This window comes from Caballeronia jiangsuensis, from assembly GCF_046030135.1.
In the GTDB taxonomy this organism is placed as follows: Bacteria; Pseudomonadota; Gammaproteobacteria; order Burkholderiales; family Burkholderiaceae; genus Caballeronia; species Caballeronia jiangsuensis.
On the sequence record NZ_JAQQDB010000003.1, the window covers coordinates 128,496 to 142,162 of the forward strand.

The 13,667-nt window shown below is 66.3% G+C and carries 9 protein-coding genes; 1 reads left to right on the forward strand and 8 read right to left on the reverse strand.

Annotated elements, in window-relative coordinates:
• Positions 1–66: 66 nt before the first annotated feature.
• From PQR08_RS04395 to bcsD, 7 genes are all read right to left on the reverse strand, one after another.
• Positions 67–4,665: a cellulose synthase subunit BcsC-related outer membrane protein gene (locus PQR08_RS04395; RefSeq protein ID WP_408161065.1), complete on the reverse strand. Its 4,599-nt coding sequence runs from the start codon at positions 4,663–4,665 to the stop codon at positions 67–69.
• Entirely contained in the window at positions 4,659–5,801 is a 1,143-nt protein-coding gene (gene bcsZ / locus PQR08_RS04400) for a cellulose synthase complex periplasmic endoglucanase BcsZ (RefSeq protein ID WP_238217088.1), read from the reverse strand. The genes PQR08_RS04395 and bcsZ overlap by 7 nt, the downstream gene beginning before the upstream one ends.
• A gap of 1 nt (position 5,802) precedes the next feature.
• Positions 5,803–8,298: a cellulose biosynthesis cyclic di-GMP-binding regulatory protein BcsB gene (bcsB, locus tag PQR08_RS04405; RefSeq protein WP_284509027.1), complete on the reverse strand. Its 2,496-nt coding sequence runs from the start codon at positions 8,296–8,298 to the stop codon at positions 5,803–5,805.
• Positions 8,298–10,514, reverse strand: a complete 2,217-nt coding sequence (gene bcsA / locus PQR08_RS04410; RefSeq protein WP_187606489.1) for a UDP-forming cellulose synthase catalytic subunit — start codon at positions 10,512–10,514, stop codon at positions 8,298–8,300. The genes bcsB and bcsA overlap by 1 nt, the downstream gene beginning before the upstream one ends.
• Entirely contained in the window at positions 10,511–11,299 is a 789-nt protein-coding gene (gene bcsQ, locus PQR08_RS04415; RefSeq protein WP_035501571.1) for a cellulose biosynthesis protein BcsQ, read from the reverse strand. The genes bcsA and bcsQ overlap by 4 nt, the downstream gene beginning before the upstream one ends.
• Positions 11,296–12,072: a cellulose biosynthesis protein BcsP gene (gene bcsP, locus PQR08_RS04420; protein ID WP_250484512.1), complete on the reverse strand. Its 777-nt coding sequence runs from the start codon at positions 12,070–12,072 to the stop codon at positions 11,296–11,298. The genes bcsQ and bcsP overlap by 4 nt, the downstream gene beginning before the upstream one ends.
• Positions 12,073–12,194: 122 nt before the next feature.
• Positions 12,195–12,650 (reverse strand): cellulose biosynthesis protein BcsD, encoded by a 456-nt coding sequence (bcsD, locus tag PQR08_RS04425; RefSeq protein WP_187606487.1) that lies wholly within the window; start codon positions 12,648–12,650, stop codon positions 12,195–12,197.
• 169 nt (positions 12,651–12,819) lie between these two features.
• Between bcsD and PQR08_RS04430 the strand changes: the two genes are divergently transcribed.
• The gene (locus PQR08_RS04430; RefSeq protein ID WP_250484513.1) at positions 12,820–13,188 is read left to right on the forward strand and encodes a hypothetical protein; all 369 of its coding nucleotides are present in this window, start codon (positions 12,820–12,822) and stop codon (positions 13,186–13,188) included.
• Between the two features lie 4 nt (positions 13,189–13,192).
• On the opposite strand, the gene PQR08_RS04435 is transcribed toward PQR08_RS04430, so the two are convergent.
• Complete coding sequence (locus PQR08_RS04435) at positions 13,193–13,390, reverse strand: hypothetical protein (protein ID WP_035501573.1); 198 nt, start codon at positions 13,388–13,390, stop codon at positions 13,193–13,195.
• Between the last annotated feature and the right edge of the window lie 277 nt (positions 13,391–13,667).

Consider the following 13,667-nt stretch of genomic DNA (forward strand, 5'->3'; position numbering starts at 1 on the left):
GCGGTTGCGCCCGCTTGCGGCAGTGGGCTCAAGCCTAGCCGCAAGCGGAGCGCGCGCGCAAGAACATCAGTTCGACAGCGACAGATACGGCGAGCTGAACGCCTGAGGCGGGAAGACCGGCACCGCGCCGCTCTGACGCGTGAAGCTGTAGCGCACGTACACGGCGGCGAGCCACTCGCGATACTGATACGCGTTGCCGAACGATGCCGTCGCGCCGAACGCGAGTTGCGGCGCGAGCTGATACTCGCCCGTCGCGCTGAGCGAATACGACACGCCCGTCTTGCTCTGGCTCGGATAGACCGCGCCCGCGTCCGGCGTGGTGCCGGAGTTCGCGGCTATCGACTGATACGTCGAGTTCGTCGGGAAATAATTCGACGCATCCTGACGATAATGTTGCACGCCGATCGAGCCCTTCAGGTCGTAGGTGAAAAGCCCCGTACGTCCCGCATATTCGACCGGGAAGTTCAGGATCACGTACTGCTGCGGGCTGAAGTAGCCGCCTTGCCCATACGTGAAGTACGACAGGTTCTTGTCGTAGTGCATGAGCGTGGTGTTCGCGCCGACGGTCAGCGTCTGGTCCGCGTCCTTGAACAGGCGCGTATAGATGCCGCCGCCGCCCTTCACCGCGTTGTTGGTCGCAACCTGCTTGCCGTCCAGGAACTGATAGGCCGCGTTCAGGTAGACGCCGCTCGTGCCGTCGTCCCAGCCGAGGTCGGCGCGCGCGCCCGTCGATGTCACGCCGCCCCATTCGAGGTTCGCGCCCTGATCGCGCGTGCCGGCGTAGGAGAGCAGGCTGTCTGTCACCGCGCGGCGGGCGACGGCGAGCGAGTACGACACCTTGTCGCTGATCGCGTTCTGATACTGCAATCCGCCGACGACGTTGGTCTCGCGAAAGCCGAGCGGCGTCGTGCCGACATCGCCCTTGAAGTTGCGATTCTCATAGCCGACCGAGAGGCCGACGCCCGTCGCCGTCTGCGAGCCGTAATTGTTGGTCGGCGGATTGGCGATCGCGCCCCGACCCGATCCGAAGCGCGCGAGGGTGTTCGGCTGGCTGCTCGCGGTGCCGGCATCGAGCGTGACGGGCGTCGCGCGCACGATCACGTGGCCGTTGCCCGCCTTGATGCGGCCTTCGATGGGCGCTTCGATATCAGTCAGGTTGGAGAGGCCGTCCTCGCCATCGCGGCTGCGGAAGATGAGGCCGCCCGAGACCGTGCTCGCCTGCTCGCGATTGATCTGCGCGAGTTCTTCCGCGACGCCCGCGGTCTGCGAATTCGCGACCGGAACGGGCGCGCCGCCCGCGCTCATCGTCGCGGCCGCGGCGGCGCGCTGAGCGGGCTGCGTCTGCGACGGATAGTAAGGCTGTGCGTAGCCCGCCGGCGGCTGCGGGATATACGGCTGCTGCGCGTACTGTTGCGGCGGCGCGTAATAAGGCTGCTGACCGTAGGGCGCCTGCGGGTATTGCTGCTGCTGTGGCGGCGCGCCGTACGCGTAGGGATCGGCGGGACGCTGCGCCGTCGTCTTGCGCGATGACGCCTGCTTCTTCTTCGTCGTCGTGCTGGCCGCCGGCAGCGGCGCGCAGGCGTTCGACTGCGCATCGCGCGCGCCGGGCGACATCGGCCAGGGCGCCGCGTACGGGTCCTGGGCGGAGTACGGCGCCTGCTGCTGCGGATAACCTTGCTGCTGCGGATAGGGCTGCTGCTGCGGATAACCTTGCTGCTGCGGATAACCCTGCTGCTGCGGATACGGTTGATACACCGGCGGTTGCTGCTGATACCCCTGCGCCGGATACACACCCGACGCACCCGCATCCTGTCCCGGATAGGGCTGCAACGGCGCGCCCGATTGCCCCGAGCCGTACGTGTCCGGGCCATATCCACCGCTCTGAGCCGGACGCGGCACGGCATTGGGCATCGTCGCCGGAGCGGAGGAAGGCGCCACATAAGGCGTCGTATAAGGCGCGGGCTGAGGAGGCGGCAGATAGTTCGGCACGGGCTGCGAATAACTCTGAGGAAGGACCTGACGATAAGACGCGCCCGATGCGAGCGCCGGATTCGACGCCGTATCGACGGCCGTCTTGCCTTCGAACGGATTGGTGCCGGGCAGCGGATTCGAGCCGATGCGGCTCATCGCGCTTTCCCAGCCCGGCGGAACATTGCCGCGGCCCTGAGCGGACGCAACCTGCACCGGCGTATTGGCGGCGATGAGCGATCGCTGCAGGAACTGCGCGGCGAGATCGAGCTTGCCTTGCGCGCGATACATCCGGCCGATCGCGGCGAGCACGCCGGGATCGTTCGGCGCGGCCTCATACGCCTGATTCGCGTAGGTCTCGGCCAGCTTGAAATCGCGCATGCCGCTCGCGGCGGACATCGCCGCCGTCTGCAGGCCGATATCCTCGGGACGGCGCGACAGCGCTTTCTGATAGCAGGTAAGCGCGTTGCGGTCATCGCCCGCCGACGTGTACATGCGGCCGAGCGCCGCCTGCAGATCGGCGTTGTCGGGCATCGCGGCGAGCCACGGCGAAATCACGTCGTAGGCGGCGGCGAGATCGCCTTGCCTGCGCACGACATCCGCGCGCGCCACGACGATACCCACGTTCAGATTGTTGAAGTCCGCGCGCTGCTGCGTGGTGAGCGGCATCGACTGAAGCCGGCGCATCACGGAGCCGAGCTCGGCGTCCTGCTGCGTCGCCGACAGAATGCCCGCGTATTGCAGCAACAAGCCGGTGTCGTTCGGCGCATTGGCGATCGCCCCGCGCACGAGCGCAAGCGCCCGAGCCGGATCGCCCGCCTTGACATACGCCGACGCCACCGCGCCCATCAGTTCCGCGTTGCCCGCCGCCACCGGCTCGGCGCGGCGCAGGATCGCGAAGGCCTGCTGACGCTGGCCCGCCGCGGCGGTGCGCGTCGCGAGTTCGGCTTGCTGCTGCACCCACAGACGATGCTGCAACGCGGTCATCGCCGGCGTGCGCTGCGCAGCGGGAATGCGGTCGAGTTGCGCAAGGCCCGCCGACCAGTCCTGCGTTTCGGCGGAAAGCAGCGCGCTCGCGTAGAGCGCGTCGGTCATGTCGGGATGCGTGGCGAGCAGGCCGTCCATCATGCTGCGCGCATTGCCGACCGCGCCCTGACGCACGTAGATGCGCGCGAGGTCGAGCCGCAGCCACGGATCGTCGGGATTATTGAGCAGCGCGTCTTCGAAGAGACTGCGCGCCGCGCCGAGATCGCCGCGCGCTTCGGCGGCGCGCGCCTGCGCGGCCTGCGCTTCGCCGCGCAGCTTGTTGATGCCGCCCGCTTTCGCCTGCTGCTCCGTGTTCAGGCGATTGGCGAATTCGAGCGCCTCATCGCCGCGGCCTTGAGCCGCCAGTGCGCCGACGAGCCCGCGGATCGCATCGGGATTGTCGGCCTGACGGCGCAACGCCATGCGATACGCCTGTTCCGCGCCGCGCGGATCGCCGTTCGCGAGCAGCATTTCGCCGAGCAGCACCTGCGCGGTGACATCGGATGGATTGGTCGCGATCGCGCGCTCGAAGAGCGCCTTGGCCTGCGCGATCTGGCCGTTGCTGCGCGCGCCGATCGCATCGCTCGTATAGGTCCAGTATGTCGCGCTCGTGAGCGCGTCTTTCCAGCGCGCCGGATTGCCGGCCCGCGACGCGCGTTCGAGATACGTGCGCGCTTCCGCGAAACGTTCCTGCTTGAGCGCCGCGACGCCCATGCCGCCGAGCGCGTCGGCGTCGTTCGGGTCGCTCGCGAGCACCGACGAGAAACGTGCGCGCGCCGTCACGAGATCGCCGCGATCGAGCGCGGTGAAGCCTTCCGCGACGGTGCGCCCGCGCGCATCGACGGCGGCGCCGGCCTGTGCGCGTTCGCGGGCGGACTTGTCCTGCAGAACCATCGAATCGAAGCGTGCCTTCACGGCGGCGTCATCCGGCGAGACTTGCAGATACGCCTGATAGAGCGGCGCATCCGATGCGCGCGCGCCGAGCCACAGCAGCGCCTGCCGCCAGCTCTTTTTCGCGTCCGCGCCGACGGAACTGTCGCCCGACAGCTTCGCGAGCCGTGCGATGCCGTCGCGCCGCGTCGTATCGCGATACGTCAGATGCTGCGCATAGGCGAGCTGATAGCGTGGGTCGTCGGGATTCTGGCGCGCCAGTTGTTCGAGGCCGCGCCGCGCTTCGTCCCAGCCTTGCGGCGTGGCGGCGAGCGCCTGGTAATACTCCAGTTGAAGCTCGGGCGTCGCGGGCTTGCCTTCGATCGCGCGCTTGTATTCCTGCACCGCCGACGCGCTTTGTCCGCTCTGCGCGAGACGCCGCGCGTCGTTGACGGTCTGATCGCGCGAGCTGGTTTCGCCCAGACGCCGGCCGAGTTCGTCGATGTTCGGGTAGTTCGGCGCGACCTGACGCAACTGCGCGAGATACTGCTGCGCGCCGCTGCCGTCCTTGCGGTCGGCGAGCACCATGCCCATGCCGAAGAGCGCGTCGGGCTGTTTCGGATTGATGCGCAGCACCTTCTGCCACGCCTGCTCCGCGAGGTCCCCGCGACGGTGCGCCTGCCAGTACTTGCCCTGATCGATGAGCACGCTCAGCGGATCGGTCGCGGCCTGAGCGAAGGCCATTGCCGGTGCGGCGCAGAGCAGCGCCGCGATGACGCGTTTGCGAGTCCGGATCAGCATGCGCTTCTCCAGTTCGGCGCCAGACGGCCGTTTTCATCGAACCGATAGCGCCCGTCGACGAAACCGCCGCCGAACAGACCGAGCACGCGGTCGTAGTAGACCGGCTCGCGTCCCGCGCCCGGCGGCGCGACCAGCGCTTCGAGATGGGTGCGCGCGAGGCCGAGGCCGCGTTCGTCGTTCAGCGCCTTGAAGTACGGCGCCAGCGCGCCCCAATACGACAGCGGACCTTCGCCGCTCGCCGCGCCGCTGATGGTCGATACTTTCTCCGGCGGAAAGCCCGTCTGCGCGACGCTCTGGCGCATGCCGCCGAGCGCATCGAGCCACGCACGCGCGAGCGGGTCGCTACTCGACGCCATGCCGGCCCACAGATACACGCGGATCGCGTCGTAGCTGCCGACATCGCCGTTCTTCGGATCGACGACGAACTGGCCGTTTTGGTAAGCGGCCCAGTCCGGCGCGTAGCCGCGCGGCGACGTCACCCTGATCATCTTCGCGGCGTTTTGCGCGAGCTTCGCCCACGGGCCGTCGGGCATCTCGTGCGCGAGGCCGCGCAGGACCGGCAGCGGCAGATAGCTCGGATTCAGGCGCGTGATGTCACCCACGCGAAAGCCTTGCGGCCCCGGCAGGAGCATCGGACCCAGGCCCGGCAGATCGACGATTTCCTGCTTCACGATCTGCGTCGCGAGCGCGTAGGCGAGCTTCGTGTACATCGGCTCCTTCCACAGGCGGCCGGCCTGGAAGAGGTCGTAGGCGATCCACAGGTCCGAATCGGAGGCCGAGTTCGGGTCCATCACACCGAACGAGCCGTCCTGCCTTCTGCCCCATTGCCACGCGGGCAGGCGCAGGTTGCTCGCATCGAACTGATTGGCGGACAGATTCGTGCGCGTCCAGCCGAGCAGCCGGTCGAACGTCGCGCGGTCGTTCGCGACGAGCGCGAAGAACATCGCATAGGACTGTCCTTCGGACGTGGTCTGCTGCGCGTCGGTGGAGCGATCGACCACACGGCCATCGGCCTGCACGACGCGCTCGACGAAGAGGCGATACGCGGGCCAGTCGCATTGCTGCGCGGCCTGCGTGCCTGCCGCGGACGCGGCGATGAATGCACCAGCGAAAAACTTGGCGGTGGATACCCGCATATCAGTCCCTCAGGCGCCGTGCGGCGATCGAGCGCAGCGCACGGTAGAACAGGGCGGCGATGATGAGCGCAGCGAGCACGCCGCCGAGCACCAGCAAAAGCGGATGCGACGACAGCGCCCAGCGCATGTAATGCATCGGCGACAGATGGCCGACGTAATACGCCTCGCCATTCGACGTGACCGTCACGGTGCGGCCGTGGATCACGGCCATCGCGCCCTGGATGGAAGGCAGCAGATCGTTGTCGAGCAGGGCGGCGGACAGATCGGCGTCGGACTGGCCGGCCGCGCTGATGAGTGCCACCGCGCTGCGTCCGCTCTTCAGCGGCGATTCGAAGCCGGTCAGGAGCGCGTCGCCGTTGGAACTCACGAGCGAAAGGTCCGCCCGCGCGGGCGAGCGTTCCGGGCCTTGTTCGCCATGCCACCAATCGACGAGCTTGAACGCGACATCGGAGAGCTGGAAGGTGCGCGCGTCGCCGTCGCCGGAGAAGGGCATCTGCTTGGACCAGCGCTGCAGGAGCGGCTGACGGCCCGGCGAACCGAGGATCAGCAGATCCTTGTCGGCGAAACGGTCGACATCGTTCGCGCTCGTCACGGTGACGCCCGTCACCGGATAGCCCGTCGATGCGCCCATGCGGCCCATTTCCAGCAGATACAGGCTGTAGTCGGCCGAATTCGGCTCGGTCGGCAGCACGACCGCCGTCTGCGAAAGATCGGCTAAGCGCGTGAACGGAAAGCCGCCGTTCGCGAACGCGGCAAGATCGGGCAGCGCCATGTAGTGCGGGAAACCGGAAAGATCGATGGTCGAATTCGGATCCACCGCGCCGACGACGTTATCCAGCACGCGCCCCTGGCATTCGCCGGTCTTCGGGATGTCGTAGTAGAAGTGCAGGCGCAACTGCGCGCGCGGCGTGATGAGGAGCGGCGGCAGATAGATTTCGCGGCGCGCGGCGACGGTCTTGTCCGGCAGCACGCGGCTGAAATACTGGCCGAGATCGAACGTCGATGTGGACACCGCCGGAATGCGCAGCGACTGCACGAAGCCGTTGTTCACGCTGATATTGAGCGACGAGCGGTCCGGCGCCGGCCGCACGGTATAGCGATAGCCGAGGTCGACCGGCACGCCCTTCGTCTGCCACATGAAGAGATCGGGCGGCACGCGCAGGTTCACACGCACGGCGTCGGCATCGTAGCCGTGGGCGGTCAGATCGCGCGCTTCCGCGAGTTCGCCGAAACGCACGGGGCGATCGGTCGGCAGCCAGTTCGGCGCGTCGTACGGGCGGCGCGGCTGCAAGTCGGTGAACTGCGTGATCGTCGCGCTCGTGCCGGACAGCGTGTTCTGGCCGACGCCGAGCGCCTTCGCGGCGGTCTTCAGCTCGTTGTCGTCGCGCCCGAGCACGAGGAGCAGGCGGCCACGCGCGCTCGCGTCGCGTTCGACGAGCGCGATGGTCGGACCGGAAACCGGCGGAATATCGACGCCCGCGATCTTGGCATCGCCGGTGGCGAACACCACGGCATTGCCCGACAGCGGCACGTTGTCGGTCTGTGCCGGGAAAATCGCGCCGCGATAACCTGCGAGCGAGCCGAAGTACGACGCGACCATGCCCGCCGATTCCAGCGCGGCGAGACTCGGCTTGCCCGCGAACACGAACGGCAGTTCGAGCCGGCGCACGTCGCGGCGGTCGAAGAACGGCTGCGGCAGGGCGGCGAGATCGGGCTTGTTCGCGATCGACGCATATGTGAGATCGAGCGAACTCGCGTTGCTGACGGTCGCCCAGAGCGTCGAGCTCGACGGGTCTTCGCACTGCTGCGTGTAATGGCCGATCAGCTGAACGTTGAGGTGATTGAACTCGGTGATGAAGCGCGGATCGATCGCCACGTCGCGCGCGACCAGCACGCCGGCCTGATCGCGCGGCACCGGCAGCGTCGCGGCCACTTCGCCGTTGATGAGCACCTTCAGTTGCGAGATCGAGGGAAGAAGCGACGGCGAATAGCTATAGATCAGATGCAGGATCGCGCCGGTCACGACTTCGTCGCCGCGCACCGAGAACGCGATGCCGTTCTGGCCATCGGTGCCGCGCAGTTGCAGCGGATCGAGCGCGCCGTAATCGGCGAAGGTCAGTGTCTGACGGCGTCCGCCGGGCACGAGCGTGCCGGGATCGGCGGTCGTCGGGATGCGCGAGGTGAGCGGCTTGTCGGGCTTGCCGGAGAACGCGGGGACGGGCATCGCGAGCACCGGTTGCTGGATCGCGGCGGGGTTGTACACCATGGCCGGACTCGGCGCGGGCACGGCGCCGACGCCGGTCGCCTGCTGCGCGGCCGGCGGGACGCTTCCCGATGCAGCGCTCGCCGCGGCGGCCGCCGAAGCGATCGGCGCTGCGAATGCGGTCTGCAAGGCCATCAAAACGGCCAGCGCGCGGCCCAGCGGTCTTTCGCAAAAACGCGGCGCGCGCTCGCCCGTTTGTTTTTCAACGCGCAACTTCGACATACCCGTGCCCATTATTGGTCTTTGGTTTTCAGCTTCTTCACATCGACTGGGCGCTTGTTCATCCAGGTACGAAGGTCGCTGTACAAATGCTCGAACAATCCCGCAATGCCGCGCGTGCCCACCAGCAGCACGTGCGACAGGCCGCGCAGCGGCGTATCCGGGCGGCGTCCCTCGGACCAGCCGGTCCAGGCATCCGCGCGCGCGAAAGTGGTCTTGACGAAGTCGTATTCCTGCTCGCGCGTGAGTTGCGAGAAACGCAGGCCGACGCGGCCCGGCTCGGTATAGCCGACGGTCGCCGGGAACGCATATTCCTCGTCGCCGCGAAAGAGGGAGACGGTCACGCGCTCGTGCATCGGCACTTCGAGCTTGCTCGGCAGCGCGACGCCGACGCCGCCTTCCGAGTAGTCGATCGTCTCGCAAGCGAGCGTGCGGCCGGTCGAGAACTTGAGCATCACGGGCATCTTCATCGTCACGCGATGCGTCGCGCGCACCTGCTTGCGCTCGCTCGCCGCCGCCACCGACGCACCGAGAATCAGCATGTTGTAGACCGTCCAGCAGAGGTTGAGGATGGTCGTGTTCACCTCGCTGCGGATATGCCAGTACATGACGATATGCACGACGCCCGCGACGAAGCCGAGCAGGTTCAATAGCAGCAGGAACAGATACGGCCGCGAGATATACCAGTCGAAGTAATCCTTCGCGATCTGCCCGCCCTTGGCCGTCACGTTGAACTTGCCGAGCTTCGGGTTGATGACCGCGAGCAGCGTCGGCGCGGTGATATACGACGCGAGCACCGACTCGTACACTTCGGCCCAGAACGAGTGGCGGAAGCTGCGCTGCATGCGCGAATTGGTGATGCTCGCGTGCATCATGTGCGGCAGCGCGAAGATCGCGATGGTGCTCGCCGCCGCTTCGATCACGTGCGCGCCGAAGAACAGATACGACAGCGGCGCGGTGAGGAACACGAGGCGCGGCACGCCGTAAAAGAAGTGCAGCATGCCGTTCAGATAGCAAAGCCGCTGGCCGATCTTGAGGCCCTTGCCGGTGAGCGGATTATCGATCCGGAAAATCTGCGTCATGCCGCGCGCCCAGCGGATGCGCTGGCCGATATGCCCCGAGAGGCTCTCGGTCGCGAGGCCCGCCGCCTGCGGAATCGCGAGATACGCGGTCGTATAGCCGAGCCGATGCAGCTTGAGCGCGGTATGCGCGTCTTCCGTCACGGTTTCGACCGCGATGCCGCCGATCTCTTCCACCATCGAACGGCGCAGCACCGCGCACGAGCCGCAGAAGAAGGTCGCGTTCCAGAGATCGTTGCCGTCCTGGACGAGGCCGTAGAACAGCTCGCCTTCGTTCGGCACCTTGCGGAACGTGCCGAGATTGCGCTCGAACGGATCGGGCGAAAAGAAATGGTGCGGCGTCTGCAGCATCGACAGCAGCTTGTCGCGCAGGAACCAGCCGAGGCAGATCTGCAGGAAGGAGCGCGTCGGAATGTGGTCGCAGTCGAAGATCGCGAGGAATTCGCCCTTCGTGATCTTGAGCGCCTCGTTGATGTTGCCGGCCTTCGCGTGACGGTTGTGCGTGCGGATCGTCCAGTTGACGCCGACTTCCTCGCAGAATGTCTTGAACTCGGGACGGCGGCCGTCGTCGAGCACGTGGATGGCGAGCTTGTCGGCCGGATAGTCGAGCGCGAGCGCCGCGTAGATCGTCGGCTTCACGACCGAGAGCGGCTCGTTGTAGGTCGGGATGAAGACATCGACGGTCGGCCACTGGCTGCGGTCGGCGGGCAGCGGCAGCGGCTTTCTCTTCAACGGCCACGCGGTCTGGAAGTAGCCGAGCAGAAGCACGAGCGACGCGTAGACTTCGGCCGCGACGAGCAACAGACCCCACGCGGCGTCGAGCGGACGCTCCCAATAAGTCGTTTCGGTGAGACGCCAGAACATGTAGCGGCCCGACGCGACGATCGACAGCATGATCATCACGAGCGTCGCGTACTGGCCTTGCAGCCGGCGAAAACCGAGCGCGCAGACGAAGCAGATTGTCGCGAAGGCAAGCTGCTGACCGAACGCGAGCGGCACCGTGACGACGAAATACAGCGCGAACGCGGCGAAGATCGTGAGCAGTATCACGAGGACGCGGCTACCCCAGATGCCCGCATCGACGAAACGTTCGAGGCGCGAGGTCGCGACGCTGACCTCGGTTTCGGGCGAGGGGATCTTGGTGGAACTCATGCGAGCTTCCTCGACGAGGCAGCCATCGCATCGACGGCCGAGAGGAGCCAGTCGCCGCACGCGCGCAGATCGGCGGCGGCTTGCGAAAGCGGGTCGTAATGAATGAGCGTCGTGTCGCACGCGAGCGACTCGGACACGCCTTCGTCCTGATGGATCACGCCCGGGAACAGCTTCGTGCCGAGCATGTTGCGCAGCACCTTCAGCACGTCCTTGCTCAACTGGCGCGACTGATCGACCTGATTCACGACATAGCCCTGGCCGCCGAAATCCTGGCGCGGCGCGGCGTAGGCATCGACCATGCGCTCCATGCCGGGAATCGCGGCATAAGACGCGGCATCGGCCAGCACGACGTTCAGCGCGAAGTTCGCCGCCGTCAGCGCGGTGCGCGTGTAGACGGACGAGCCCGGCGGCGTGTCGACGATCACGATGTCGCTGGCGTCGAGCGCGAGCGACTGGAGCGAATGGGCGAGCCACGCGGGATCGTTGTCGACGAGCGCCTCGAAGCGGCGGCGATCGTCCTCGATCACGGCGCCGTAGGGCAGCACGGTCACGCCATCGACGCCGTCGAACATCACCGTTTGCCACGGGTCGCCCGCGAGCGTCGCGCGCGAAATGCCGTCGATGCTGTCGAGCGGAATGCCGAAATGCAGGCGCAGCGCGTTCTGCGGATCGAGATCGAGCACGATCACGCGACGGCTGCGCGCGGCGAGCACCGAAGCGAGATTGGCGGCGAGCGTCGTCTTGCCGACGCCGCCCTTCGCGGAAACTACCGTGATGACTTTCATGAGCGTGAGAGGCGGCTTGCGTGACCGGCGTGGCCGGCGCCTGCGTGCTTGTTCGTGGATTCGTCGCCTTGCGGACGGGCGTGGCGCAGGCGCTCGAACACGGCGTCGAGCGAGCCTGCCGGCGCGCTCGGGACGGTCTGGGCCGGCTGCCTGAAGAGCTTGCCGAGGATCGACTGCTGCGTGGCGGAGGCCGGTTCGGGCGCGCGCGGCGCCGGGGCGGCGGGCGTCACCGGCGCAACCTGAGCGGGCGCGCGACGCGCCAGAAAGTTCGAGCCGAAGGTGGCGGACGCAGCGGGGCTGGTTTCAGCCGCCACGGGCTTCGATTCGACCGGCGCGACGGGCGCCTTGACCGGCGGCACGCTTGCGGTGGCCGTAGAAGCCGAATCCGCAATCGTTCCGGTTTCGTTCGACGCCGATTCGCCGGGCGCCGAGAAACGCAACGCGCTCAGCGACTCCGCGGCCGGCGGATTGACGGGCGGAATAGTGCGGCGATGCGGCCGCGTGAAGAGCGGCTGCTTGCCACGATGAATCGGCGTCGGCTTTTCGGCGGGCTCGCCGGACGCTGCATCCGGACGCGGCCGCGCGGCGTTCAGCTGCACGTCCCGGCGCGGCGCGATCTCGGGAATCGCCGGCTGTGCGAAGTCGAGCGTGGCGAGCAGCGGCCAGCGGGTGCGCGCCGTCTTGGCCTCGTTCTCTCGTCCGATTTCCTGATAATCGCCTGCATTGCCGCCGAAATGATCGAACAGCTTCTCGATGTCGCGCGAAGTATTCATGATGCCGCTTCCTCGTCGTGCCTATTCTTGCTGCCTGGCCGATGCTGCTTGTTTGGAGCCGCCCTTCGCGGGCGCTCGATGCCGCCGCATCGAGGCGGCGGTCGGATTGCGCTGCAGACGCTTCAGGCCGCGACGCGCGCGAGCCTGAATTCGATGGCCGCGTCGTCGCCGAACTCGCTCGCCTGCCGGATCGCGAGACCTTGCGCGCCGAGCGCGGCGAGCCACTGCTGGTACGCGCCTTCGAGAAACGCGGGCGTCCACGCGAGCGCGCTTTCGCCGAAGGCGGGCAGCGGCGCGCAGTAATGCACGATGCTCAGATAGTCGCGTTCATCGGCAAGCTCGACGAAGCCCCAGTCGGTGTCGCGCCACAACGCGTTGAGCGCGTCGGCGAGCGCCGCTGTCGAATCGCAGGGCGGCAGCGGCCGGGCTTCGGCGAAGCGGCTGCCCACGCGATGCATCAACTGACGCAGTTCGTTGCGCCCGATCTGCGCTTCGAATTCGTCCGCAAGGGCGGCCAGAAGGCCTCGCCATTGCCGGGAAATCTGACTGTCCAACAGGTAATTGAAAATAGCGGCCATGTTTGGGTTCGGCAGGGCGCGAGCCACAGCGCGTTGTTGATCAGTCTTGTTAACGTCTTCGCCGGCCATCCCTTTAACCCGCGAGCATTGATCCGGACGTTTGTCCAGGCGCTATTACACGTCTGAACTTACTTCAATGCGATTGTTTTCGCCAGTGGAAAGACTAGCAGTGGATTTCTTTGTCGGATCGGGCGAACAGGACGCGACAGACGACCCAATTCAGGCGTTCGGCGCCGATGGGGATGGACGAAATATAGACATCTATACGCCCGTCTCGAAATTTGGGCGCGGCCCGCCCGGCGCGGCGGAGGCGGCAGTGTACCATCTCGTTAATGCACTGGATCGAGGTGTCGGCTCTGATTCGCACCGATTGACTTATGGCGGAATCGCACGAGCGATAGGCTCAGCGAAATGGTTGATTGGTCGTACTAAAACAGCGGCGATTGTTGCTATCTGGCAAGGTCGGCGCCCGCCGGAAATGCGCGGGCGCGGGCGAAAAAAAAGCGCCCCGAGTGGGGCGCTTCGCATGAAAACTTGAACGTTCAGGGATTCGCGCGAACCGCGTCTCTGACTGCGTCCATCACGATGCCGTAATTGAGCGGGATGTCCAGCGAATCGGAGTATCCGGGTTCATCACCGGACTCCTTTGAGACTGCGCGAATCGGAATCGGCTCGTAGGCGGTTTCGCCTGCCGGATTGTCGCGTCCTTCGATGGCACCCTGCAATTGCGGATTCTTCACGATTTACTCCTTCCGGTAATGGAGCGGCGAGGAACTGCAATATAAACCAATGTCATGACATTTTGGCGACTTCGATTTGGGAACTCGCTCCGAAACCGCTGTACGCGGCGCGCCGGTAATCGCCGCTATCTTGCGTTTCGAGAGAGTGCGGGGCCTCTAGTGTAACGGCGGCGTGCGTTTCCGAAAGCGCAATTTGAATATGACAACGGTGTGTCGATATTGCGCTGAAGGGCTGGAATCGGCCCGGAAATTGCATGACCATATGTCCTTACGTATG